Origin of the sequence: Pseudomonas sp. GL-RE-29, assembly GCF_019947275.1 — a bacterium.
Lineage (GTDB): Bacteria > Pseudomonadota > Gammaproteobacteria > Pseudomonadales > Pseudomonadaceae > Aquipseudomonas > Aquipseudomonas fluorescens_A.
Map to the genome: position 1 here is coordinate 1 of NZ_JAGYGD010000050.1, position 24,263 is coordinate 24,263.

Sequence of the window (24,263 nt, forward strand, 5' to 3'; positions counted from 1 at the left end):
CACCAGGGCGATGAAGAAAAATACGATAGGGAACATGCCGGACACGGCAGCCAACGCTTGAGTGCCGAGCATTTGCCCGATGTAGATGCTGTTGACGGTGCCGGACATGGACTGGAGGAAGTTGGACAGGACCATGGGTGCGAGGAAAAGCAGGTAGATTTTCCAGAGGGGGCGTTGGGCGGCAGTGGGGGTTTGCATGGGGTGGAGGTCCATCTCGACGGCGTGAGGGCTGATATGAGGATAGCTTCGGCGAGTTGAGAGCGAGGGGCAATGAACATTTCAGGGCTGCGTTTAATTTCCCGGCGAAGACAAGAGAAAGGTCCGAGATTTCATCGGCACGGGTCCTACAAAAAGCTCGGAAACCCTCACCTACCGAGCGGCTGCCATGCAGCTTATAGTCAGTGCCGTCGCCCAAATGGCGATTCGGGTTTGGCGACCTGATCGATTGGAATGCAATGCGCTGTGCTTTAATGCAGCCGCTTTTGCATGCCCGCAAAGCTGTCTTTATGGCAGCTGTGCGCGGGAGACCTTCGGGTCTGCCGGATTCCGATCCCGGTTCGCCAACCTGCGTACAGCTGTCACCCAATCGTTTGGCGACGACTGGGGGACAGTCAACCTTTGCCTTGATCGGAGTTTCACTTATGGAAAGATACATGCCCCTCACCGGACTCGACCTGATTCCGCCCTCCCTGCTCATTGATACTCAAGCCCCACTCGAAGTCCTGCAAGCCATGGCCGACCACCGCATCCGCACGGTCACTCAAGTTCTGGAAAACATCGCGTACCGCGCTGAGCTGGGTTGCGACACGGTGGTATTGACGGACTTCTCCCAACTGCTCGCCATTCCATTACGCGATGGCTGCGACTTGATGGATGTGATTGGCCGACGTTTGCGCGCCCAAGCTGCGCAGTAAATGAAAACGGGCGCCCAAGGCGCCCGCTTCTTTGATACGTCTACAAATAATCCTGTCCCATTTATCTGTTTCACACATCGTTTTATAGCCGTGAGCCTACGATGTAGACATACGTTTTCACTGAATTCTTCGTTGAGCGCCCTGATCGATCTATAAATGGAGAACACTCATGAATCGCAAGTACTGCTTCAAGGCTCTGGCCATGCTGGTCCTCGCCGCTGGCGTGCAGTGGGTGACGCCACCCGTCTACGCGACCGAGCAGGGTGAACAACGGCGTGAAGCTCGCGATACCAGGCAGGAAGGCCGCTCCACTGCCCGGCAAACCAAGCAGGACTGCCGACAGGGCAGTGACAAAAGCAATGTCGAGTGTCGCCAGGACAAGCGCAGTACCAAACAAGACACCCGTCGCCAAGCCAGGGACATCAAGTACTGATCGTCAGAGCCCGGCGCCGGATTATTGAGCTATACCCAATAGTCCACCCACGCACTTCTTCCATTTTTGGAGGTTGGCAATGAAACCCTGTCTGCCCGTTTCAGCGTTATTGATTAGCGCAACGCTTGTCGGCTGTTCCAGCTCATCACACCAATCAATGAACCTTCCTTTGGCGGCGACCCACAGAAACCCTGGCCACACTGCCACGACCACACTGACTGGCGAAGGCAATCAAACCAACTTCGACTTCTACCTCTCCGGCGTTCCCAACGGGACCATCCTGCCGCCGCGCATCTATACCTTCATCAACAAAGGCAGTTGCCAGCAACCCGGCTCCGTCGCGTATGCAATGAACGATAAGGTCAACACTGAACCCAATGCAGGCACCGGTGGCTGGACCTTTTACCGAAGCGCTCCGATAGCCATGCCAGAGCTACTTTCCGGCAAGTACGCGGTGGTTGTGCGTACCTCACCCGAGGATGGCAGCGCCGATATTTTCTGCGGCGATGTTGCGCACGCGACTCGATGAAACGCTAATCGCAGGCGCGTCGTGCTACAGGTGGCGATAACTGATCAGACAGGCAACATGGCGACTTCATCCGGAGTCGCTACTTCACTCTGCTACGTTTACGCGCAGTCACCATCCGGTAAGTACAGCCAAGGGGACTGCTCTTTGCTCAGCTCCCTTTGCGCCCCGGTTGTGTTTAGATGCCCAGCGCAGGGGTATGAAAGGTCTGAGATTGCGTCGCTAAAGGTCCTACATGAAGCTCGGAATGGCTCACCTACCGCTCCGAATCAAGGCGGCTTATAGTCGATGATCACGGGCTGCTGTAGCTGCTTTATGGGTAAAGCCGGGCGACGGCCTTCCCTCGAAGAAGTGTTTTTACCTACCCATTAGATTAATCGTTAGTTGTTAAAATGGAGTGTTAGAGTGAATTTCAAGGACGCAAAAAACAAATCGATAAGGAAGCGAGTACTAGGCGCCACAATAATTATTCCGGCATTTATCTCTTGCGGAATATCTTTCCTCAAAATGATTTATTTCCGCCTCGACGATGGGTCGCAACTAGGAAGTGCAATTGCGCGGCCGTTCAAGGAACTCATCGGCCTGATACATCAAAATACACCGTACCTCGGTTTTTTTTGGAAGAACTCCCCGGTTCCGGATCACTTGAATCTTCCAGATTTGCAAAACTTATACTTCCTCGCTACCTACCTCCTGATTTTCATTGGTTTTGCACTTTATGCATCCGGTGCAAAGCTTTCTTCTCGCCTCGCCAAAATAAGTGAAAAAATCGAGAACCAGCGCATAGAAGAGTCCATCAAAGGCGCCGGAGCCCGCAGCCGAGAAGATATTGAGCGCTCAACTGAAATACCATCAAACAGTATTTTTTCACAAATTCACCAATTGTATTTGGCACCTGTAGTCACAGGGCTAATAGGCGCCTTGTTGATAAAAATACTTGGCGTGTGAATTACTCACCACTGGCTTAATTGCTCACCCTGTTTACAGGGGCGTCCGCAAGCTGGGCTCGTGGGCGCCCTTAGCCACAGGATTACTCTTATCCCGGTATGAAACGGCCAACTCTTCAGAAAAAAACTCATTCCAACAATGAAACCAGTCGCGACTCAATCGATCCCTTTTGCACCTCAAGTAAAGCCAACGTCACCGGCAACTTGAACCGCCGCGGCCCCGCACTACCGGGATTGAGAAATAACCGCTCCCCGCGCCACTCGATCAGTGGCTTATGGGAATGCCCGGTAATCACCAGCCTGATGCCTTCATCAAGCACCGCCGGAACGTCGGCAATGTCATGCACCAGCAAGGTCTGCCAGTTCTCAAGTTCGAAACTCAGGTGATCGGCGATGTGCTGCGCCCACGGTGCCTTCAGGTCATTGTTACCGCGCACAACATACAGCGGCGCAATCGCCGCCAGTTGTTCAAGAATGTCCGGTTTGCCGATATCGCCGGCGTGAACAATCCGCTCACACCCCTGCAACGCCGCAACGGCTTCGGGGCGGAGCAAGCCATGGGTATCGGAAATCACGCCAACTTTCATTCAACGCTCCAGGCCAGTCTCAACAATGCACACAGGGCGCCCATTCGCGGGAGAAGCCTCCCAGCTCCCCTACCCCAGCGTTTGCGCGTTCCGGGATCAACTGCTTGACTGAACCCGGCACATACGCAACGACACGGATGTTCGCCAGCCCTACCTTAGCCCACACCAATGAATGGATTCACATGAAAACAATAGCCAATCCAAGGTTTGCAGGTGTATTGCCTTGGCCGCGTCCAGCTTCGTCCACGATCCGCACTTTCATTGACCCAAGTCCGAAAGACGTGCGATCTCGTCTGGATAATATTTTTTTCAGGTTTTTCAATAGGCTATAGATGACTCCCCAACTCTTTGCTGTTCAAGGCCTGGTGAGTTTCACCCTCGCCATCCTGCTACTGTTTCTGGGCAAGACGCTGGTTCAGCACAGCACCTTGCTCCGTCAATACTGCATTCCCGAATCGGTGGTCGGTGGCTTTGTCTGTGCGGCGGTCACCAGCCTGTTGTACTTCGGCCTGAATATCCAGGTCGAGTTCGACCTGCAAGTTCGCGACACCATGCTGCTGTACTTCTTTGCAGGCATCGGTTTGAAATCGGACATGCGCCAGTTGATCAAGGGCGGTTGGCCGTTGATGATTCTGCTGGTGCTCGCCACTGTGTTTATCTTCCTGCAAAACGCGCTGGGCATGGGCATGGCCGAGGTGTTCGGGCTTGATCCGAAGGCCGGCCTGATGGTCGGCTCCATTTCCCTCACGGGTGGGATTGGCACTAGCCTGGCCTGGGCACCGCTGTTCGTGGAAAAGCTGGGTATCCAGAACGCGCACGAATTGGGGATCGCCAGCAATACCGTCGGCCTGATCGCCGCGTGTGTGATCGGCGGCCCTATCGCCAACCGGTTGATCCGTCGCCATCAACTCACAACGTCCCGGGATGGGGCGCTGGAAGTCGGCATTCTGGAGCAACAGCAGAGCAAGCCACTGGACTACTACGACGTGCTCTGGGCGTGGATGTGGCTCAATCTGACCTTGATGCTCGGCTATGGCCTTAACCTGTTGCTGGTGGACGCAGGGATCACCCTGCCCAAGTTCGTCAGTTGTCTGTTCGCCGGTATCGTCATTCACCATGTCGTCCGGGGACTGCTCGGCGAGCAGCGCCTGAAATCCTGGAGCGGCGCCAGCCAGGGCCTGTCGCTGATTTCCGATGTTTGTCTGGGTATGTTCCTGACCATGGCGCTGATGGGGTTGCAGTTGTGGCAGCTCAGCGGCGCGTTGCTGTTCATTGCTTGCGCGTTGACCCTGCAGATTTTGTTGACCGTGCTTTATACGTATTTTGTGGTGTTCCGCTTCATGGGCCGTAATTACGAAGCCAGTGTGATCGCTTCAGGGTTCGGCGGGATTGCGCTGGGTTCCACTGCGACAGCGATCGTCAATATGACCACTGTGACGCAGAAGTATGGGGCGGCGCACCAGGCGTTTCTTATCGTGCCGCTGGTGTGTGGGTTTTTCATTGATCTGGTGAATGCGGTGATTATCGGGATGTTTAGTGGGATTTAGGGGTTTGAGCTCAAGCCGAAAATCGACCAGCGGATGATTGACCTGTGGCGAGGGAGCTGGCTCCCGCTGGGCAGCGAAGCGGCCCCCTACAATTGGGCCTGCTGCGCAGTCCAGCGGGAGCAAGCTCCCTCGCCACGGGTTCAGTGTCTCGGCTTAAATGATCGGCATTAGTGAAATTATTTCACGGCTAGCGCAGCACTCCGAGTACCGGCAAACGCACTCGTGCCAAGCCAGCGCCACAAGTTCTCCGCATCCTTCATCGCACCATCCACACGCAGCTCTCGCGACTCAAGCACCTCCTTCGGTGTGCGGTCGCCCGCCCACACCTCAGTCAACGCTCGCACGCTGGAATCGACCACCAGTGTCAATTCGCGCCCGGGGTCGTCGCGGCACAGGTCTGCCACGCCCGCTTCAACGACTAGCCACCACTCTTGCTCGCCCGGTCGCGCGTCGCGGAATTTGAACTGGATGACCACCGGCCGGGACGGGAACGTTTCGATGTGCACGAACCGGCGCACGTCCCACATGAGCAGGCCAGCGTCGAGTTGGTCGTCGCGCAGGCGACTGCCGATCCAGCGCGCGCCCCAATGCCCCAGCGCCATGATGATAGGGCGCAATTCCTCGCCCGCCTCGGTCAGGCTGTATTCCCAGACTTTGCCTGTGGCCGTGCGATGCACCACACCGATTTCTTCCAGATGGCGCAGTCGCTGTGCCAGCAGGTTGGTGGACATTCGAGGCACGCCACGGTGCAGTTCATTGAAGCGTTTGCTGCCGCATAGCAGTTCGCGCACAACCAAGGGCGTCCAGCGCTCGCACAGCGCTTCAGCGCCGCGCGCGACGGTGCAGAACTGGCCGTAGCTTTCGTCCATCCCCTGCCCTCCCAACGCTGCAACGCTTCAGATTCTGAACTAGCCCCGCGACTTCGCCACGCGCACGCTCAAGTCTCCAACAGCCAACCGCCCCAGGAGAACGCCATGAGCAAGATTGCCATTATTCAGCGCCCGCCCGTGCTGCTCGATCGCAGCGCGACAATCGCCCGGGCCGTGCAATCGGTCGCTGAGGCTGCGGCGGCGGGAGCCTCGCTGATTGTTTTACCCGAATCGTACATTCCAGGTTATCCGTCATGGATCTGGCGACTGGCGGCGGGAAAGGACGGCGCTGTAACAGGCCAATTGCACACGCGGCTGCTGGCCAACGCCGTTGATATCGCCAACGGCGACCTGAGCGAATTGTGCGAGGCCGCCAGCGTTCATCGAGTAACGATCGTCTGCGGCATCAATGAATGCGACCGGCGCAATGGCGGCGGCACGCTCTACAACAGCGTAGTCGTTATCGGCGCCAACGGCGAAGTGCTCAACCGCCACCGCAAGCTGATGCCCACCAATCCCGAGCGCATGGTGCATGGCTTCGGTGATGCGTCCGGGTTGCGTGCGGTCGATACACCGGTGGGTCGCGTGGGTGCGCTCATTTGCTGGGAAAACTACATGCCGCTGGCGCGCTATGCGTTGTATGCCCAAGGGGTGGAAATCTACGTCGCCCCCACGTACGACACTGGCGAGGGCTGGATCAGCACGATGCGTCACATTGCTCTCGAAGGGCGCTGCTGGGTGCTTGGCAGTGGCAGCGTGCTGCTCGGTAGCGACATCCCCGATGACTTCCCGTCTCGTGCGCAACTGTTTGCCGATCCGGATGAGTGGATCAATGACGGCGACTCGGTGGTGGTCAATCCGCAAGGCCGGATCGTGGCCGGCCCATTGCATCGCGAGGCGGGCATTCTGTATGCGGACATCGACGTCTCACTCGTGGCGCCAGCGCGACGGGCGCTCGACGTCACCGGGCATTACGCGCGGCCGGACATTTTCGAACTGCAAGTGCGGCGCACGCCGGCAACAGCGGTGCACTACCTCGACGAGTGAAGGCAGCCGCCTGATTACTGATTATGGAGTCATGCCATGAACACTGAACGGTCTTACAAAGGCAGTTGTTTTTGCGGTGCAGTCGAGTTCACCGTCAGCGGTGAGCCGGCCGCGATGGGCTATTGCCATTGCGAGTCATGTCGGCATTGGTCGGCAGGGCCGGTCAATGCCTTCACGCTGTGGAAACCCGAGGCGGTGCAAGTGACACGGGGTGCCGACAACATCGGCACCTACAACAAGACACCACGCAGTGACCGCAAGTGGTGCAAGACGTGCGGCGGGCACCTCTTCACCGTGCATCCGGGGATGGGGCTTATTGATGTGTATGCGGCAGTCATCCCGGATCTTGAGTATTTGCCAGGGGTTCATGTCCACTATCAGGAGTCGGTGCTGCGCATCAAAGATGGGTTGCCCAAGCTCAAGGATGTCCCGAAAGAATTGGGGGGATCGGGCATTAGCGTGGAAGAATAGTGCTAGTCGCGAATCCTCGCTCCTGCACAAACATAACGGAGATACCTACATGGAAGTTTCCAACCAGTTGCAACCCGTAGAATGCGCGGGAATGGAGGACATCAGGCGCGAGATCGATGCCCTCGACCAGGCCGTCATCAAGCTGTTAGGCCGGCGCTTTCAGTACGTTCTTGCTGCTTCGAAATTCAAGACCTCTGCGGCCTCGGTGCGTGCCCAGGAGCGGTTCGATTCCATGCTAGCGAAACGTCGTGAATGGGCTGAGGCCGAGGGCCTTAGCCCGGATGCAATCGAAAAGATGTATAGCAATTTGGTTAACCATTTTATTGCCGAGGAAATGAAACACTGGTCGGCGCAATTGCCCGAAACCTGATCCTTCTGTATTTGATGTTCCCCTCAATCTGCGGCGTGAAAAAAATGGACGCCGAGGGCTAATGCCGATCAATTTAGAATGAGGAAACGTAGGAGCCGGCTTGCTGGCGATGCCGGTTCGTCAAGCGGCATCTGTGTCGACTGTACGTGCGCGATCGCCAGCAAGCCGGCTCCTACAGGATTAGCGGAACAAGACCGACAGATCTGCCTCACTTCGACGCGTTACGCGGATCATCATGGCGATCAACATACTCAAGTCCGAGCGGCCCTGTCCCGTAAACCTGAGAGATGTACTCTCCTGACTTGGCCCAGTGAAAGTGCGGCGTATTAGCCGGGAGTATCACGACGCTACCTGGCCCGTACGCCACCAGTTTGTCCGGGTCAAATACCGTACCGAAACCAATATAGAAAACACCGGACATGACGGTATAGATGCGATCTTCGGGATGGGTATGGGGCATTAATTTGATGCCATTGGGCACTTTGACTCGGACCACGTAGGGTGCTGGCTTGCTCGGGTCGCCGGCGATGACGGCCAGTTTTACTTCTTTGGGGAAGGCGGGAAAGCTGCGCCATTCCACGTCTTCATTATGCAAGGCACCGGTCTTATCCAGTGGCAATGGCTCAGCGTGAACGGCCTGCATCGCCGCGCTTGTGACCAGAAGTGCTGCGAGACCAGCGGATTTCAAAATGCTTTGAATCATGAGAGGCACCCTAACTACGCCGCGAACAAAATCGTCAGGCGAACTCTATGGCTGATTGGCATTCCTGATAACGGCATGGTCACGCATTACAGTTGATACGCAATGTAATCAATGCCAGCACTCCATCATCAGGCTCAGCAGAGGCCGTACGCTGGCCCTATCAATGCCGTCGATGTTCACAATCAGCTCAATGAAGTTCTCTTAAAAATCCTGCGGCGTAACATCAGCTCCATACCCACCAACAACACCCCGGAGCACACGATCATGAAACGCCAAACTATCCTCAGCATCGCTTTCTCGGTTTTTGCAGTTAACGCTTTTGCCGCTACCGCTACTCAGCCAGTTGTCGCTGAAGGTGGCTCGGATCGTCTGATTGAAAGCCGTGTGGCTGAAGGTGGTTCGGATCGTTTGATCCAGAATCGTGTGGCCGAAGGTGGTTCTGACCGCCTGATCGAAAATCGTGTTGCTGCCGATGGTTCTGATCGTTTGCAAGGCAACACTGTCGCTGCCGATGGCTCGGATCGTCTGCAAGGCAACACCGTTGCTGCCGATGGTTCGGATCGCCTGCAAGGCAACACCGTTGCTGCCGATGGCTCGGATCGCCTGCAAGGCAACAGCGTCGCCTGAACCAATTGCTGCACCGCAGTACCCACGAAAAGCCCGGCCTGATCAGCCGGGCTTTTTCGTGAGCGCCGAGTTTGATTTCGTGACAAACGGAAACTTGTGGCGAGGGAGCTTGCTCCCGCTGGACTGCGCAGCAGTCCCCTTCTTTTCGGCTGAAGAAGGGGTCGCTTCGCGACCCAGCGGGAGCAAGCTCCCTCGCCACAGATTAAGTCTGCACTTGAATAAACAGAATTAGGCCTGATCGCCGGGATTTTCGTCTGTTCTCTCGGCTGATTGCGCATTAGTTGCCTCTAAATCTGACAATGTTTTCCACCCGCGACGTCGCACACCTCAGGAGTGATGGCAAACGGCTACGCTCTCGACGATTTCTCATCCCCCTTCCAATCAAAACCAGCCAATGACCCTGTGGCGAGGGAGCTTGCCTCCCCGTTGTACCGCCCGTACTCGGTGCAGCAGCTCCTTTTTTGGGGCTGCTTCGCAGCCCAGCGGGAGCAAGCTCCCTCGCCACAGGGTCAGTGTGTGGTTTGGTCCGTACCCAGCTTCACTCCTTGAAATCCTGGCGCCATAGTGAATTTCTGGCAGAAATTTTATGTTTGCTACTCTTAGTACGCGACAGCGAAATAGAAGACTGTGACTGCAAAAAAGTCGGTCTACACTTCCTTCGCACTGATTCACACAATTCGAACCAGCGTGACCACAGGGAGCTGCAATGCGCATTCCATTATTTTTCGCGTTGTCAGCTGTCTTTTTTGTGAGCGGATCTTCCGGCGCAGCGACGCCCGTGAATACCGCCGCCCCCGCGCCTGCAAGCACTGCCGCTACGACTCCCGTCGCAGCGCCCGCCACAGTACCCACCAAAGACCCGGTGTTTACCCAGGAACAACTGGATCAAATGCTCGCGCCCATCGCGTTGTATCCGGATCCGCTGCTGGCACAATTACTGATGGCGTCCACCTATCCCGGGGAGGTCGCCGAGGCAGTCACCTGGTCCAAAGCGCACCCGGACGCCAAGGGCGATGATGCGGTCAAGCAAGTGGCAACCCAGCCCTGGGACCCGAGTGTACAGGCGCTGGTTGCGTTCCCGCAGATGTTGGCGACACTGGGACAGGACCCAGTCTGGGTGCAACGCTTGGGGGATGCTTTCCTGGCACAACCCGACGATGTCATGAATGCCGTGCAACGCTTGCGGCATCAGGCGCAGGCCGCAGGCAACCTGCAGAGCAACCAGTATCAGAACGTGACGATCCAGAATGCCGCGCCCCCGGCTCCCGTGCCTGCGCAGGAATCCGCGCCCGCAGCGGCGGCTCCTGCCAGCAGCTCCACCATCATCATTCAGCCCGCCGATCCGCAGGTTGTGTACGTACCCACCTATAACCCGACCACCACCTACGGCACCTGGCCCTATCCCGCGTCGCCGCCGGCGTACTATCCGCCGCCACCTTACTATTACCCCGGTCAGGCATTGATGGCCGGATTGGCGTTTGGTACCGGTGTGGCGATCGTGGGGGCGTTGTGGGGCGAATGTGACTGGGGCAACAACGATGTCGACATCGACGTCAATCGCTACAACAACATCAACGGCAACAACCGCATCAATTCGAACAAGTGGGAGCACAACGCCGCTCACCGCAATGGCGTGCCTTATCGCGACAACAGGAGCCGCGAACAGTACGGCCGCCAACTGAACGGCGCCAATCAGCGTCAGGCCTATCGCGGCGACAATGCCCAGCGTGCCCAGGCCCGGGAAAATGCCCGCAGTTCAATGGACCGCGCCGGCATCGAACGACCTGCCACCAGCAACCTCGAAGCCCGTGATCGGGCGCGCGAAGCCCAGTCCCGAGCCTCGGCCGGCAATCGCATGCAGGGCGGTGCCGACAGAACGAACACGGCAGATAGAGCCAGGGCGGCTGATAGAGCGAGGGCCGCGGACCGAAGCCAGGGCACGACCAGAAACACTCGGGAAGCGCAGCAACCTAAGAGGCAGACCACTCAAGCGAATCAGCGCAACGCCCAGGCGCGCCAAACGACGCAAAAACGCCAGACCACACCGGCCGTCAACCGGGGCAGTGCCCGCAACAATGCCTTCGCCGGAGCACGCTCACCGTCTCAAACAAATATACAAGCCAATCGTGGCCGGGCCAGCCAGGCATCTACTCAGCGCCCCAGCGCCTCGCGGTCAGCCGGCCATCAGGTCAGTCGGCCGTCCAGTCCACCAGCGCGTTCCAGGGGGGGCCGTCGTTGAATATTCATCCTCGAGTAAAGGCACGCAAGGGCGTGCTGCTTCATGCCTTGGCGATCACAGTCGGTTTGGCGTGGTCGGGCATGGCGGCGGCACAGCAGGAATTCCCGACGCCGGAGAAGGCCGCTGAAGCGTTCGTCGAAGCGCTGGGTAAGGAACATGCCAATCACGAACGCCTGACCGAGATACTCGGCAAGGAATGGCGCAGTTTCATCCCGCGCGAAGGTGCCGAGCGCAAAGACGTGGAAGCGTTTTTGAAGCAGTACCACGAACAACATCAGATAGAAAAATCCGGCGACAACAAGGCGATCCTGTCGGTTGGCAGTGCTCACTGGACGCTGCCGATTCCCATCGTTAAAAGCGCAAACGGTTGGCGCTTCGACATCAAGGGCGGCAGTGCCGAAGTCCGTGCGCGCCGGATCGGTCGCAACGAGCTCGACGCCGTGCAATCAGCGTTGGCCTACCACGATGCCCAAATGGAATACGCGTCGGTGGATCGTGACGGCGACGGTGCGCTGGAATATGCGCAAAATATCTACAGCTCCCCCGGCCAGCACGACGGGCTCTATTGGGCGGACGACGACAGCGGCCAGATCAGCCCGTTGGGCCCCACGTTCGGCAAAACCATTGCCGGCGAAGCCTGGCATGGTTATCACTTCCGCATTCTGATGGGCCAGGGTCCTTCGGCACCGGGCGGCGCCTACAGCTACCTTATTGGCGACAAGATGAGCCGAGGCTTTGCCCTGATCGCCTGGCCGGAGAAATACGGCGATACCGGGGTGATGAGTTTCATGATCAGCCATGATGGCCAGGTCTTCGAAAAAGACCTGGGACCGGATGGGGAGAAAGTGGCGCAGGCCATGAAGCTCTTTGATCCGGACGACAGCTGGAAAGAGGCGCCTGCTGATGAGGAGACGCCGGACTGATTCAGACCTTGCCGGCTCACTTCAGGGTCGGCGATGGGTGATTTGATTGATGATCGGGCGCCTGAGGCGCCCTTTTTTTGGCAGGCTTTTTAAACGTTACTTTTGGAGCCTGTAGCTTTTCTGACCCCGGCCAACTTGCTGAAACCTTCGATATCGAGCGGACGGCTCAGGAAATAACCTTGGCCTTCGTCGCACGCCACCGATTTTAACAAAGTCAATTGCTCGGCCGTCTCAATGCCCTCTGCCGTCACGGTGAGTGACAACGCCTGCCCCAACCCAACGATCGCCTGAATGATCGACTTGTCGTCATCGCTTTCCGCCAGCCTGTTCAGGAAGCTGCGGTCGATTTTCAGTCCATCGAAAGGGAATGTGCGCAGGTAGCTCAGGGACGAATAGCCTGTTCCAAAGTCGTCCATGGCGATTCGAACGCCGAGACGCTTGAGCGAATGCATCACTTCCAGCGCGCCTGCCGCATCTTCAAGCATGACGCTTTCGGTGATTTCCAATTCGACCCGGCCCGGAGCGATACCCGAATCGTGCAGTGCTTGCTGAACGCGCTCTACCAAATTCCCTCGCTTGAATTCGGAGGGCGAAAGGTTAATGGACACGAACAAATTGTCCGGCCACTGCACGGCGTACCGGCAGGCGGTATCTATCACCCAATTGCTCAAGGCAATAATCAACCCTGTTTCTTCGGCAATAGGAATAAACGTGTCTGGCGGTATCAAGCCACGCTCAGGATGCTGCCACCGAACCAGCGCCTCGGCCCCGACCATCTGCCCGTCGGCGATACGAAAACGCGGTTGAAAATGCAGGCGCAATTCATTGTGCTTGATGGCGAAGCGCAGGTCGCTTTCCAAACGACGGCGCTCGATGATTTTCGCGTTCATGTCCCCAGCGTAAAAGCGCCAGGTATTTCGGCCTGCGGCCTTGGACTCGTACAACGCGATATCGGCATAGCGAAGCAGTTCAGTTGCCTCGGTGGCGTCATTGGGCGCCATCGCGATTCCGATGCTGGTGCTGACGAACACTTCCTGTTCATCGATCAGTATCGGGTGCTCGATGGACTCGATCAGGCGCCGACAGAGCGCCTCGACTTCGTCTTGTGAGCGCAAGTCCGTGAGAATCAGAACAAACTCGTCCCCGCCAATGCGAGCCACAAGATCGCCATGGCGAATACATTCGGCCAGGCGATTCGACACTTCATTGAGTACCCGGTCACCGGCCGCATGCCCGAGCAGGTCGTTCACCGGTTTGAATCGGTCAAGGTCCAGGCTGAGCATGACCAATGGCTGCTCTTGCGTCGGGACCGCCTTGAGTTTGCCGTCAAGAAACTCCTGGAGCCGCGTCCTGTTGGGCAACCCGGTCAAGGCATCATGCTGTGAAAGGAATTCGATGCGCCGACGGGCTTCGACTTCGTCCGTGACGTCCGTCGAAGTCCCACGGAAGCCTCCACCGGTCATCTTTCGTGCTGAAAGACGAGTGATTCGCTCCTGGCCTTGGGTATCGACGTAGCGGCACTGAACGCTGATATCCGGGCGACGGTTCGGGATGCTCAGCCATTGAGAAACCGTGCCTAACTCGGTGCGCAGCAGGTCATCCATTGCAGCGCCGATCCAACGTTCCCTGGAAAGCCCTGTCACACCTTCAAAGCGTTCTGACAGGTAGGTGAAGTGCCAGTCGGCGTCAATTTCCCATACCCAGTCCGAACTTGCTTCGACGACGTCGCGAAAACGTGCCTCGCTGGTAGCCAGGGCAGCCTGGCTGCTTTGCAGCGAAGCGTAGCTGGCGTCAAGCGCCCGGGCACCCACCGTGGTGCGACGCAAAATGACCCAGGTCATCAGGCACACCAGCAACGCGGCGATCCCCACCAATGGCAAACCCAGCCCCAACAATCGCTGGCCGGGCTGGGGTGGGTTCCAAACCAAAGTGCCCGCCTCGCCGTTCTCGCCTAATGGAAAGACGGATAGACCCTGCGCTTCCTCGGAGGTAGCCACGCGCAGGTCGTCGACCCCGTAATCCCGGCCCAGTGATTCGAGTCTGGCGCTGTCCAGGATGTCGACGAAAATCAACACCGACGGCGCTCTGTCATCCCGTGAAACGGTCGGGTCTGTGCCCGGCGTAATCGCTGCTGCGGCGACCAGCGCCGGCACGCCGTCAATATTGACGAAGGCTGTCGTCGGCGTCTCCGATTCCGTCCCCGCGCGTGCCTTCTCAAGAATCGCGCCCATCGATTGCTTGAGCCATTGCGAGGCGTCAACGGGTTTCAGTTCACCCTCGATCACGGCGTAAACCGTGCGATCGGCATCATTGACGACAAACAGCCCCTGGAACCCGAAATCCGCGTAAAGCGTAGGCCCGACATTTTGCCGAACATAAGCCCAATCGGCGTCCACCTGCGTATGCAGGTGCTTGTAAGCATCGCCCCAGAACGCGTAATCCCTGACCGTCGAAAGCGTCGACTTTTCCAGGGATTGCACCGCCTTCTTCGTATAAAAGGCGCTCTCGGCCTGCTCTGTCCTGTTTAAATCATTCGCCAGATAAACCAGCAAATAACTGGCGAGTAAAAAGACCCCGACCAGAAGCCACAGAAACTTGAAAAGAGAAGCGCGAGTCAAGGCAACGCTTGAACGATTAGACGGCGTGTTTGCGATAGTTCGGGGGGTATTGGGCATAGATTCCCGCAAGAATTCAAGACAAGTAGGTTGCACCACTAGCTATCGACTGTAGTAGATAAACAATGAGTGCTCACCTGATGACTTCCGACCGACAACCCATATTCGACGATCGCCGTCGATTCCAAGTGAGTACAGGCCTACAGCCATCAGGTATTTTTCGTTTCTGCGCCGCTTTTGCATTTCTGTGCGACAGATCGCACTTAAGGGCTGCCGCATCACTCCTTCACGGTGTTAGTTTGCAAATGTTTCTGATTAAACGATCAGATATTTCTTACAAACCGCCTGCAAAGGAATGCCTTACCCATGGATTTTTCACTCAAGCATCTGGCTGCGGCCACCCTGATGTTCGCCAGCCTTTCGGCGTTTACCACCGCCGCACACGCCAATATCACAGCGCAACAGAGTTCGGCCATCCTCAAGAAGTTCAGTGATTCTTCGGTCACGGATTTCCGGGCGTTCCTGGGAAGCCTGGCCAAGAGCGATGTCGCGAAAACCGCTGACCTCGGCACGGCCATCAGTGCCTTCCTCGCCAACAAGTCGCTATCCGCCGAGCAGCAAAACGAAATCCATCGCCTGCTTGGCCTCTATGCACGGGTGAAATACGGCAGCGCAGCCACTGAAACCTTGCGCGAATTGGTGGCGATTCCGACCGTGCGCGTGGACGGCGTTGCCCAGCACGAGAACCCGGAATTCCTCAAGATCGCCGATAAGATCAAGGGCCTCGCCCAGGCGTTCAACCTGAACTTCCGCAACGTCGACAACCGCGTCTATGAAATCTCCCTGGAAGGCACGGGCGACGAAGTCGTCGGCATTCACGCCCACGCCGATGTGGTACCGGTGACCCCGGAAAACTGGGTGCTGCAGGACGGTACCCGGCTCGATCCGTTCAAGGTCACCCAGATCGGCGACCGCATGTATGGCCGGGGCACCGAGGATGACAAGAACGGCATCGTCGTCGCGCTCTACGCCATGAAAATCATCAAGGAAGAGAAGCTGCCGCTGGCCCGCAACTTCAAGCTGCTGGTCGACACCACCGAAGAAACCACCGGCGACGCCATCCCCTACTACTTCGAACGCAACCCGACGCCCAACTACAACCTGGCGCTGGATGGCGGCTACCCGGTGGTGATTGCCGAAAAAGGCTACGGCACCGTTATGGCCAGTTTTGCCAAGCGTAAAGCTGAAGGCAAAGGTGCAGAAATCATCTCCATGACCGGCGGCCTGGCCACCAACCAGATTCCGTCGACATCGGTCGCCACGTTGGTAACAGACAAGCCCGCCGAATTGGCCGCCAGCCTGCAAAAGGTCGGTGCCGAGTACGCCAAGCGCAATGGCGGTAACTTCCAGGTGGCGGCGAAGGTCGACGGCAAGGACGTAAAACTGACCGTCACCGGGGTTTCTGCTCACTCTTCCGAGCCCGAGTCCGGCGTCAACCCGGTGGCACGGATGCTCGATTTCATTAATGGTCTGGACGGCAAGGTGGCGCTCAAGCACAACCAGATCACCGACGCTGCACGCTATGCCGCTGACAACTGGGGGCTGGATTATCTGGGTGGCAAATTGGGCGTCGGTTTTGCTGATGAGTTCATGGGCCCGCTGACCACGTCCCTGACCTATGTCGGGGTGGACGACAAAGCCTTCAAACTGGCGGTTAACCTGCGGGTGCCGAAGGGCAAATCGCCGGAAACGCTCAAGTCGGAAATAGCCGGCAAGCTGGATGCCTGGAGCAAGAAGACCCACATCACACCGACTTTCGATTACTCGATCGCCGAGCCGATGTATCGCAATCCAGAGGGTGAATGGGTCAAGGCACTGCTCGCCGTGGCCAGCGAAAACCTGGGCATGGAACACAAGTTCGGCACTTCCGCCGGCGCCACTTCGGTCCATGAACTGCCCAATGGCGTGCAATTCGGCCTGGCGATGCCGGACGTGAAATACACCGGCCACAACGACAATGAGTTCAAGACCACCGAGCAATTCCTGCTGGACTTGCAGATCGTCACCGAGATGATGGGACGCATCGGGCAGTTGCCGAAACTCTGATTCACCTTTTGGGCCCGCCGTTCTGGCGGGCTCGCTTGCTTTCAAGGGTGGCCGCTGGTCGGCCAACCTTGCTCTATAGATGCTGATTGCCTACATTTGAGTCTATGGACTCAAATCAGGTAGCAAAAATGGCCGTCCCCCTCCAAGCCCAAGGCTTCAGCAAAAGCCAGTGTGTTGCCGGTTTGCGCGCCGCCGTGGGCATCCTGGAAAAGTGGCGGGCGTCGAGCGATCAGACGTGTCGCATCTTGCGCATTTCCCGCAGCACTTACACCCGTGCCCGCCAGCGCGATGCCGATTGGGCCGTGGCGCTGGATTCCGATCAGATGCAGCGCATCAGTTTTGTGCTGAACATTCACGCCGCCCTGCGCCTCGTGTTCGATAACCCGGACAACGTCTACGGCTTCCCGGCGATGGCCAACCACAACGAGTTTTTCAACGGCCGCTCACCGCTGGAGATCATGGCTCAAGGCGACATGATTTCCTTGTATGAAACCTTCCGGCGCATCGACGTGCTGCGTGGCGCGCAATGGTGACGGTGAGCGAACTACCTGCGCTGGCCGGCGCGTCATTACAGGCTTATCGACTGGTCAATTCGAAGTTTCCGCCGATTGCCTTGTTCGATGACGTGGCGGACGCGGATGAGTTTGAGGTGCTGTATCAGATTCAAGCGCTGACCAATCCCCGACTGAAGAATGAAGTGGGTCAGCTGGAGTTGATTGCGCGCAGCGAGATTCCATTCGGCATTCCTGGCTGCTCTTACGCGATTGCGCCGTTTACCCACGTCAACCCGGCCGGGTCGCGGTTCAGTGACGGGCGTTTTGGCGTCTTGTACCTGGCGGATTCCATGGACACGGCACTGGCTGAGGTGCGGCATCATCAGAGCCGGTATTGGTCGAACGTGCCGGATTTGAACTATGAGCGGTTTGTGTTTCGAGGGTTGGCTTGCGCGTTCGTGGAGGCCGGGATGAGGGATGCCACTTCCCTGCCGATGAATGATCCGGTGTATGCGCCTGATGATTACAGCCATTCCCGTTTGTTGGGCCGGGCGATCAGGGATGCAGGCCATTCTGGTCTGCGATACCACTCGGTGCGGATGCCGGGTGGTTATTGCTGGGCGTTGATGACGCCGAGGCCGGTGTCTTCAGTTGTTCAGGCCGCGCATTACGAGATGGTATGGAATGGGCAGATCACCAGTGTGAGCAAGATCAGTGAGGCTTGACTGGGACTGCTGCGCAGTCCAGCGGGAGCAAGCTCCCTCGCCACAAAGGCATTTGCGCGCGGATGCGGTTGGCCGGGTTGACTGAATGATCTTAAGCGCGACCGTTGAACCTGTGGCGAGGGAGCTTGCTCCCGCTGGGGTGCGAAGCGCCCCGCATATCCCACAATAAGCACAACCCAAGCCTGTAGGAGCCGGCTTGCTGGCGATAGCACTTTCAAGGACGCCATCGCCAGCAAGCCGGGCTCCTACAAAAAGCCGTCTCTACCATCCATTGACTGCGTCAATAGTCACCATCAACTCAATGAAGTTCTCTTAAAAAATCCGCGGCGTAACATCAGCTCCATACCAACCAATAACACCCCGGAGCACACGATCATGAAACGCCAAACTATCCTCAGCATCGCCTTCTCGGTTTTTGCAGTTAACGCTTTTGCCGCTACCGCTACTCAGCCAGTTGTCGCTGAAGGTGGCTCGGATCGTCTGATTGAAAGCCGTGTGGCTGAAGGTGGTTCGGATCGTTTGATCCAGAATCGTGTCGCCGAAGGTGGCTCTGACCGCCTGATTGAAAATCGCGTTGCGGCTGATGGCTCGGATCGCCTGCAAGGCAACACCGTTGCTGCCGATGGCTCCGATCGCCTGCAAGGCAACACCGTTGCTGCCGATGGCTCGGATCGCCTGCAAGGCAACACCGTTGCCTGAACCAATCGCTTCACCGCAGTACCCACGAAAAGCCCGGCCTGATCAGCCGGGCTTTTTCATGCTCAAAATCCATCACTCAATCGTCTATCCTGTGCCCCCGCACACTCACCGGAGACAGCCGTGCCGCCCCTGACCGCCCGCGAGGTTTACCAGCAATTGCGTGATGTCGCCCAAGGCATTCGCCCGTTCGCGCGTCTCGCCGATCAGCCCGGACAGGGCCACGCGCAGGTCGACATTGAGGGCTGGCGCATGACCCTGGATGTCGACGGCAATCATCTGCGCCACTGCCTGCATTGCCAAAGCCCCGACGGTCGTGAGTACGACGGTTGGCAGCATTACGGCACCGACCCGGTCAGTTTGCTCAGCACTTGGGAGCTGGCACAGATCGAACGACGGCTGGCTGAGTGACACGCGCGCTCAATCTTCAACAAACCCGTCAATGGGCCTTCGTTCCGCTGTCTCACCTGTGTTACATAACAGTGATAGTGAATCCAGCGTCCAACGAGGTTTACCCATGCTCCGCTTCCCACGCTTGCCGCAGCTGTCGACCTGCACCCTGATCGGTCTGCTTGCGGGCGGCGCCCACGCTGAAACACTTTCCCCGGCACCTGAACCCTTGCAACCGCTGCTGGCGACGATCAACGAGCGCCTGAACATGGCTGACGAGGTAGCGCTGACCAAGTGGGACAGCGGCAAGCCGATCCAGGACAGCACTCGGGAAGCGCAAGTCATCGCCAATGCCAGAAAGATTGCGATTGAGAAGAAAGTGGACGCGGATGAGGCCGCCGAATTGATCGCCGCCCAGATCGAAGCCAACAAACTGGTGCAGTACGGGCTGATCGCGCAATGGCAAGCAGCGCGCAATGCACCTGATGTACCACGGCCGGACCTGAATCAAATCAGGCCGAAACTGGATGAACTGCAAAGCCGCCTGTTGCAGCAATACGCTGACTTCGTGCCCTACCGCGTCGACCCGGAATGCCCGAACTGGCTGGCCAAAGAGCGATCCGGCCTGATCAAGGATGCGCTGCACGGCCAGGCACTGATCCGTGCCACCGGAGAGTTGTGCGTATCTGATCAATAAGCACAACCCAAACCTGTAGGAGCCGGCTTGAGGGCGATGGCGTCCTTGAGAGCGCTATCGCCAGCAAGCCGGCTCCTACAGAAGGCCGTTTCGACCATCCATTGACTGCGTCAATAGTCACCATCAACTCAATGAAGTTCTCTTAAAAAATCCGCGGCGTAACATTGGCTCCATACCCACCAACAACACCCCGGAGCACACGATCATGAAACGCCAAACTATCCTCAGCATCGCTTTCTCGGTTTTTGCAGTTAACGCTTTTGCCGCTACCGCTACTCAGCCAGTTGTCGCTGAAGGTGGCTCGGATCGTCTGATTGAAAGCCGTGTGGCTGAAGGTGGTTCGGATCGTTTGATCCAGAATCGAGTGGCCGAGGGTGGCTCTGACCGCCTGATCGAAAATCGAGTCGCTGCCGACGGTTCGGATCGTCTGCAAGGCAACACCGTCGCCGCTGATGGCTCCGACCGTCTGCAAGGCAACACCGTCGCCGCTGATGGCTCCGACCGTCTTCAAGGCAACACCGTCGCGGCCGATGGCTCCGACCGTCTGCTAGGCAACACCGTCGCCTAAATAAATCGCTTCACCGCAATACCCACCAAAAAGCCCGGCCTGATCAGCCGGGCTTTTTCGTGGGTGCTGAGTTTGCTTTCAATCCTATCGGCTATTTCCTGCAAGCGAGAGAGACACTTCCCAAGTAAGTAAAGGATCGCGCTGATTTTCGTGGCGAGCTTTAACGAATGAAATGTCGGACGAGAAACTCAGCTGTTTGGCTCGCTATCAAACCGTTCATCCAGCTGAAGTTGACCCAAAAGCCTCCACTCAACCAGAATGATTGAGGTAGCGTCAATGTAGCTACAAATTAACGATGAGGTTATTACCATGGGTGCATTACTCAAAACTACAGACGTGCGTTGCCGCATTGATGAGGATTTGAAAGCACGGGCTACTGAAGTCTTGAGTGCTTGCGGCCTGAGCATCAGTGATGCCATGCGTCTTTTCCTTCGTCAGGTTGTAGCGACTCAGGGCCTCCCGTTTGAAGTACGTGTCCCTTCGGAGAAAACGGCTCGCGCCATGATGGAAGCACGAGACATTCGTCAGCGGTTCGATTCGATAGACGAAATGCTGGGGGATATTGATGGCGAAACCGGAGAAAAAGCAAAAACGCGCTGATCTGCCCAAACAATGCGCACAGACCTCGGAATTCAAGAAATCGTGGGAACGTTACAAGCGTGCCGGGCGCCGTGACATGAATGAGGTTCGTCAGGTGATGGTCATGCTTTTTCTGGGGGATCGGTTGCCGGCCGAGTACCTGGATCACGCATTGACGGGCGAATGGATTGGTTTTCGAGAGTGTCACATAGGTGGCGACTTCTTGATGATTTATGAATACTCGCGTTCCGACCTGCTTACGTTTGTTGACCTCGGCAGTCATGCCGAACTGTTCAAGTAACGCTATACGTCGCTTCCAGCACAACAAGCCCGGCCTGATCAGCCGGGCTTTTTCGTGGCCGCCGAGTTTGCTTTCGAGACAAACGAAAACCTGTGGCGAGGGAGCTTGCTCCCGCTGGACTGCGCAGCAGTCCCCTTCTTTTGGGGTGAAGAGGGGCCGCTTCGCGCCCCAGCGGGAGCAAGCTCCCTCGCCACAGCTACAGGGTGAACAGTATCAGGCCTGATCAGCCGGGCTTTTTTTGCGCTATTTTCGGCTGTTATGACCCGTGACGCGCCATAGCCGGATCTGCCAGCCTTGCTGAATGTGTCACAGCCTCCATGATCTGGAACTCAAACATGAGCAAGACCGAAGCGCTGGCCAAAATAATGCTCGGCCCCGTGCTACTTATGCAGGGGCAATACACGCGCCGGGTAACCCCAAAATTGCCGGAAGCCGAGGGCGAACGCGAGGGTGTTGCGGGAAGTGGCGAAGCCTTGCGCTTGTTGATTCTCGGCGATAGCGCCGCTGCCGGCGTCGGGGTGTCGACGCAGGCCGATGCGTTGAGCGGACAGTTGGTCAGCCTGCTGGCCAGGCAATATCGGCTGAGCTGGAAGCTCTGGGCGCGGTCCGGTCTGGATTCGCAGACACTGCTGGAATTGCTCGAACACCACGCACCGGAACCCTTCGATGTGGTGCTGCTGTCCGTTGGCGTCAATGATGTCACCAGCACCCTGGCGGTTGAGCAGTGGATCGCTCGGCAACAACGCTTGCTCGACGTACTGCGCGACAAATTCGCGGTGAAGCAGATCGTCGTCTCCCCGCTTCCGCCCATGCATCTGTTTCCTGCGCTGCCGCAACCGCTGCGATGGTACCTGGGCCATCGGGCGGCCTGTTTCAACCGGCAGCTTGCCAAACTGGCGGCAAGCACGGATCACTGTACGCTGCTGAGCACCCGGCTAGTGCCCATGGCCGGATCAATGGCGCAGGATGGTTTCCACCCCGGACCGGCAACCTACCGTGTGTGGGCAGGCGATGCCGCGGAGGTGATCGCCGCGCGCTTTCGCACAACTGCATCAGGCAACATTGAACAACAACAAAAAAACAGGAGTTGAAAATGTCTGAACTGAAACTGCACCCCAACGCCGCCGCATCCTTGAGCCAATGGCACGAGATGATCCGCAGCGGTGACTTGAGCCACTTGCCGGAGTTGCTGGACCCGCAAGCCGTGTTCCGCTCGCCAATGGCGCACACGCCGTATCCGGGCGCGCCGGTGGTGTCGATGATCCTCAACACCGTGTGCAAGGTGTTCGAAGACTTTGCCTACCACCGCGAACTGGTCAGCGCCGACGGCTTGAATGTGGTGCTGGAATTCAGCGCCAAGGTCGGCGAAAAACAGTTGAAGGGCATCGACATGATCCGCTTCAACGAACAGGGAAAAATCGTCGAATTCGAAGTGATGGTTCGTCCGTTGAGCGGCTTGCAAGCGTTGGGCGCGGAAATGGGCCAGCGTCTCGGCGCTTATCTGGCCGCCAGTAAAGCCTGATCGTTGGGCAGCACCGGTCGAGGCTTTGGCACCACTTGCAGCTCGACCGGCTCGCAGAAAAACCCATTGCAGCGTGAACGTAACCAGCGCTCGCCCGGATCGTTGTGCACCGCCGCGCGCCAGACCATGGAAAGCTCCTGCGAAGGCAACTCCACCGGCGCCGGCTCGGCGCGCAATCCACCCGGCGATACCATGGCCCTGGCCACGTAATCCGGCACGATGGCCAACATTTCACTGTGTGCCAACAGCACCGGCAACGCACTGAACTGCGGAACCGTCAGCACGACTTTGCGCTGCCGATCAAGCAGTCCAAGAGCCTGATCGGTGTCGTCCATCACGTTGCCTGTCGACGACACCATGGCGTGTGGACGGCGGCAAAACTCCTCCAATCCTAATGGACCGGGTCGACTATCCGCCCGCAGCAGCATCGGGCGAATTGGCCGCAAGCCCTTGCGACGTGCCGTCGCCGGCAGGTCGTGGGTATGGCTGATGCCGAGGGATACTTCGCCGCTGAGCAATATCTGCGACATCTGCCGGTGATCGGCTCGACGCACGATCAACCTGATGTTCGGTGCCTCGATTTGCAGCTGCCGCAACAGACGCGGGAGCAAGGCGTATTCGACGTCATCAGAGAGTCCGACATGAAAAGTCGCTTCGCTGGTGCGCGGGTCGAAAGATTGGCATCGGCTCAATGCGGCCGCCATGCCGTCCAGCGCCGGCGTCAGGTTGGCGAAGATTTCTTCCGCCCGCGCGGTCGGCTCCATCACCCTTCCGGCACGAACGAACAACGGGTCATCGAACATCACGCGCAAACGGCCCAATGCACCGCTGATGGCTGGCTGGCCGAGGAACAGTTTCTCACCGACGCGGCTGACATTTCGCTCGTGCATCATCGTCTCGAACACCACCAGCAGATTGATGTCGGCACGACGCAGGTCATTTCTGTTCATGATGTTCGCTACCTGGGCACGAGGCCAAAGAGTTCAGGAAAGTGCATGAACAGGTTATGTGCGTGGGCAAAAATCGTCTGTCGTACATGGGGACAGCTCACTCATGCGTTAGATGAGTGCATTGATACCTCGGTATAGCCAGTGACTAAAAAAACCAATGTTATGAATGACTTCCAACTGTTTTAGGTCACCGCGTGCGCCAAACGCCTGGCAGATATTTCGGGTTTTTTGTCCTAACGGAACGCAGGTCCGTGCTTCTAGGATACTGAACCGATTCTCCGCTCCCAGCCCGACCAGAAACCGAGGCGCGCATGATCGAAAACCAGACAAATAAGCCTGCCCATGCACGCGGCACACATCCCTTCCTAAAAGGAGCCGACAGCAAGATGCTGTACAACTCTGGCCAAAGGACTTCTC

At 57.6% G+C, this 24,263-nt stretch carries 27 protein-coding genes and 1 pseudogene; 22 read left to right on the forward strand and 6 right to left on the reverse strand.

Features of this window, described 5'->3' with window-relative positions:
- Positions 1–198 (reverse strand): annotated as a pseudogene (locus KGB21_RS27440) (MATE family efflux transporter); the annotation flags it as partial.
- A gap of 443 nt (positions 199–641) precedes the next feature.
- Here KGB21_RS27440 and KGB21_RS27445 point away from each other — a divergent pair.
- The 4 genes from KGB21_RS27445 (at position 642) to KGB21_RS27460 (ending at position 2,821) form a co-directional block, all read left to right on the forward strand.
- Positions 642–914 (forward strand): hypothetical protein, encoded by a 273-nt coding sequence (locus KGB21_RS27445; protein WP_223507298.1) that lies wholly within the window; start codon positions 642–644, stop codon positions 912–914.
- A 169-nt stretch (positions 915–1,083) separates the two neighbouring features.
- Positions 1,084–1,347, forward strand: a complete 264-nt coding sequence (locus KGB21_RS27450) for a hypothetical protein (RefSeq protein ID WP_034150640.1) — start codon at positions 1,084–1,086, stop codon at positions 1,345–1,347.
- Between the two features lie 79 nt (positions 1,348–1,426).
- Positions 1,427–1,876, forward strand: coding sequence for a hypothetical protein (locus KGB21_RS27455; protein ID WP_223507299.1), 450 nt, complete (start codon positions 1,427–1,429; stop codon positions 1,874–1,876).
- A gap of 402 nt (positions 1,877–2,278) precedes the next feature.
- The gene (locus KGB21_RS27460) at positions 2,279–2,821 is read left to right on the forward strand and encodes a YniB family protein (RefSeq protein ID WP_223507300.1); all 543 of its coding nucleotides are present in this window, start codon (positions 2,279–2,281) and stop codon (positions 2,819–2,821) included.
- A gap of 127 nt (positions 2,822–2,948) precedes the next feature.
- On the opposite strand, the gene KGB21_RS27465 is transcribed toward KGB21_RS27460, so the two are convergent.
- Positions 2,949–3,407 (reverse strand): metallophosphoesterase family protein, encoded by a 459-nt coding sequence (locus KGB21_RS27465; RefSeq protein ID WP_223507301.1) that lies wholly within the window; start codon positions 3,405–3,407, stop codon positions 2,949–2,951.
- 332 nt (positions 3,408–3,739) lie between these two features.
- Between KGB21_RS27465 and gltS the strand changes: the two genes are divergently transcribed.
- On the forward strand, positions 3,740–4,954 hold the full coding sequence (gene gltS / locus KGB21_RS27470; protein ID WP_223507302.1) for a sodium/glutamate symporter: 1,215 nt from the start codon (positions 3,740–3,742) through the stop codon (positions 4,952–4,954).
- Positions 4,955–5,130: 176 nt separating this feature from the next.
- Here the strand turns inward: gltS and KGB21_RS27475 are convergent, their stop codons facing one another.
- The gene (locus tag KGB21_RS27475; RefSeq protein WP_223507303.1) at positions 5,131–5,823 is read right to left on the reverse strand and encodes a winged helix-turn-helix transcriptional regulator; all 693 of its coding nucleotides are present in this window, start codon (positions 5,821–5,823) and stop codon (positions 5,131–5,133) included.
- 105 nt (positions 5,824–5,928) lie between these two features.
- Between KGB21_RS27475 and KGB21_RS27480 the strand changes: the two genes are divergently transcribed.
- From KGB21_RS27480 to KGB21_RS27490, 3 genes are read left to right on the forward strand one after another with little or no spacing between them, the layout of a single operon-like run.
- Entirely contained in the window at positions 5,929–6,870 is a 942-nt protein-coding gene (locus KGB21_RS27480; RefSeq protein ID WP_223507304.1) for a carbon-nitrogen hydrolase family protein, read from the forward strand.
- Positions 6,871–6,906: 36 nt separating this feature from the next.
- Positions 6,907–7,341 carry a GFA family protein gene (locus tag KGB21_RS27485; RefSeq protein ID WP_223507305.1) on the forward strand — a complete coding sequence of 145 codons (435 nt, stop codon included), beginning with the start codon at positions 6,907–6,909 and terminating at the stop codon, positions 7,339–7,341.
- Positions 7,342–7,390: 49 nt separating this feature from the next.
- Positions 7,391–7,711 (forward strand): isochorismate lyase, encoded by a 321-nt coding sequence (locus KGB21_RS27490; RefSeq protein WP_223507306.1) that lies wholly within the window; start codon positions 7,391–7,393, stop codon positions 7,709–7,711.
- A 208-nt stretch (positions 7,712–7,919) separates the two neighbouring features.
- On the opposite strand, the gene KGB21_RS27495 is transcribed toward KGB21_RS27490, so the two are convergent.
- Positions 7,920–8,414 carry a cupin domain-containing protein gene (locus KGB21_RS27495; protein WP_223507307.1) on the reverse strand — a complete coding sequence of 165 codons (495 nt, stop codon included), beginning with the start codon at positions 8,412–8,414 and terminating at the stop codon, positions 7,920–7,922.
- Between the two features lie 264 nt (positions 8,415–8,678).
- Between KGB21_RS27495 and KGB21_RS27500 the strand changes: the two genes are divergently transcribed.
- The 3 genes from KGB21_RS27500 (at position 8,679) to KGB21_RS27510 (ending at position 12,203) form a co-directional block, all read left to right on the forward strand.
- Entirely contained in the window at positions 8,679–9,041 is a 363-nt protein-coding gene (locus tag KGB21_RS27500; protein ID WP_223507308.1) for a hypothetical protein, read from the forward strand.
- 706 nt (positions 9,042–9,747) lie between these two features.
- Entirely contained in the window at positions 9,748–11,280 is a 1,533-nt protein-coding gene (locus tag KGB21_RS27505) for a DUF3300 domain-containing protein (RefSeq protein ID WP_223507309.1), read from the forward strand.
- 80 nt (positions 11,281–11,360) lie between these two features.
- Positions 11,361–12,203: a DUF2950 domain-containing protein gene (locus KGB21_RS27510; protein ID WP_223507330.1), complete on the forward strand. Its 843-nt coding sequence runs from the start codon at positions 11,361–11,363 to the stop codon at positions 12,201–12,203.
- An 89-nt stretch (positions 12,204–12,292) separates the two neighbouring features.
- On the opposite strand, the gene KGB21_RS27515 is transcribed toward KGB21_RS27510, so the two are convergent.
- The gene (locus KGB21_RS27515) at positions 12,293–14,878 is read right to left on the reverse strand and encodes an EAL domain-containing protein (RefSeq protein WP_223507310.1); all 2,586 of its coding nucleotides are present in this window, start codon (positions 14,876–14,878) and stop codon (positions 12,293–12,295) included.
- 306 nt (positions 14,879–15,184) lie between these two features.
- Here KGB21_RS27515 and KGB21_RS27520 point away from each other — a divergent pair, with 306 nt between their 5' ends.
- From KGB21_RS27520 to KGB21_RS27570, 11 genes are all read left to right on the forward strand, one after another.
- Positions 15,185–16,924, forward strand: coding sequence for a dipeptidase (locus KGB21_RS27520; RefSeq protein ID WP_223507311.1), 1,740 nt, complete (start codon positions 15,185–15,187; stop codon positions 16,922–16,924).
- Positions 16,925–17,052: 128 nt separating this feature from the next.
- Positions 17,053–17,457 (forward strand): hypothetical protein, encoded by a 405-nt coding sequence (locus KGB21_RS27525; RefSeq protein ID WP_223507312.1) that lies wholly within the window; start codon positions 17,053–17,055, stop codon positions 17,455–17,457.
- Entirely contained in the window at positions 17,451–18,143 is a 693-nt protein-coding gene (locus KGB21_RS27530) for an RES family NAD+ phosphorylase (RefSeq protein WP_223507313.1), read from the forward strand. Before KGB21_RS27525 ends, KGB21_RS27530 begins: the two co-directional genes overlap by 7 nt.
- 375 nt (positions 18,144–18,518) lie before the next feature.
- Positions 18,519–18,842, forward strand: coding sequence for a hypothetical protein (locus KGB21_RS27535; RefSeq protein ID WP_223507314.1), 324 nt, complete (start codon positions 18,519–18,521; stop codon positions 18,840–18,842).
- A gap of 120 nt (positions 18,843–18,962) precedes the next feature.
- Positions 18,963–19,250, forward strand: coding sequence for a hypothetical protein (locus KGB21_RS27540; RefSeq protein ID WP_034146973.1), 288 nt, complete (start codon positions 18,963–18,965; stop codon positions 19,248–19,250).
- A 106-nt stretch (positions 19,251–19,356) separates the two neighbouring features.
- A complete protein-coding gene (locus KGB21_RS27545) occupies positions 19,357–19,926 on the forward strand; it encodes a chorismate mutase (RefSeq protein ID WP_223507315.1) in 570 nt (189 codons plus the stop codon).
- Positions 19,927–20,131: 205 nt separating this feature from the next.
- The gene (locus KGB21_RS27550) at positions 20,132–20,494 is read left to right on the forward strand and encodes a hypothetical protein (RefSeq protein WP_223507316.1); all 363 of its coding nucleotides are present in this window, start codon (positions 20,132–20,134) and stop codon (positions 20,492–20,494) included.
- Positions 20,495–20,803: 309 nt separating this feature from the next.
- Positions 20,804–21,094, forward strand: coding sequence for a type II toxin-antitoxin system RelB/DinJ family antitoxin (locus KGB21_RS27555; protein WP_223507317.1), 291 nt, complete (start codon positions 20,804–20,806; stop codon positions 21,092–21,094).
- A complete protein-coding gene (locus tag KGB21_RS27560) occupies positions 21,060–21,374 on the forward strand; it encodes a type II toxin-antitoxin system YafQ family toxin (protein WP_223507318.1) in 315 nt (104 codons plus the stop codon). The genes KGB21_RS27555 and KGB21_RS27560 overlap by 35 nt, the downstream gene beginning before the upstream one ends.
- A 335-nt stretch (positions 21,375–21,709) precedes the next feature.
- Positions 21,710–22,465, forward strand: a complete 756-nt coding sequence (locus tag KGB21_RS27565; RefSeq protein ID WP_223507319.1) for an SGNH/GDSL hydrolase family protein — start codon at positions 21,710–21,712, stop codon at positions 22,463–22,465.
- Positions 22,466–22,467: 2 nt separating this feature from the next.
- A complete protein-coding gene (locus KGB21_RS27570) occupies positions 22,468–22,896 on the forward strand; it encodes a nuclear transport factor 2 family protein (protein WP_223507320.1) in 429 nt (142 codons plus the stop codon).
- Here the strand turns inward: KGB21_RS27570 and KGB21_RS27575 are convergent.
- Entirely contained in the window at positions 22,872–23,846 is a 975-nt protein-coding gene (locus KGB21_RS27575; RefSeq protein ID WP_223507321.1) for a LysR family transcriptional regulator, read from the reverse strand. The genes KGB21_RS27570 and KGB21_RS27575 overlap by 25 nt on opposite strands.
- Positions 23,847–24,263 lie beyond the last annotated feature (417 nt).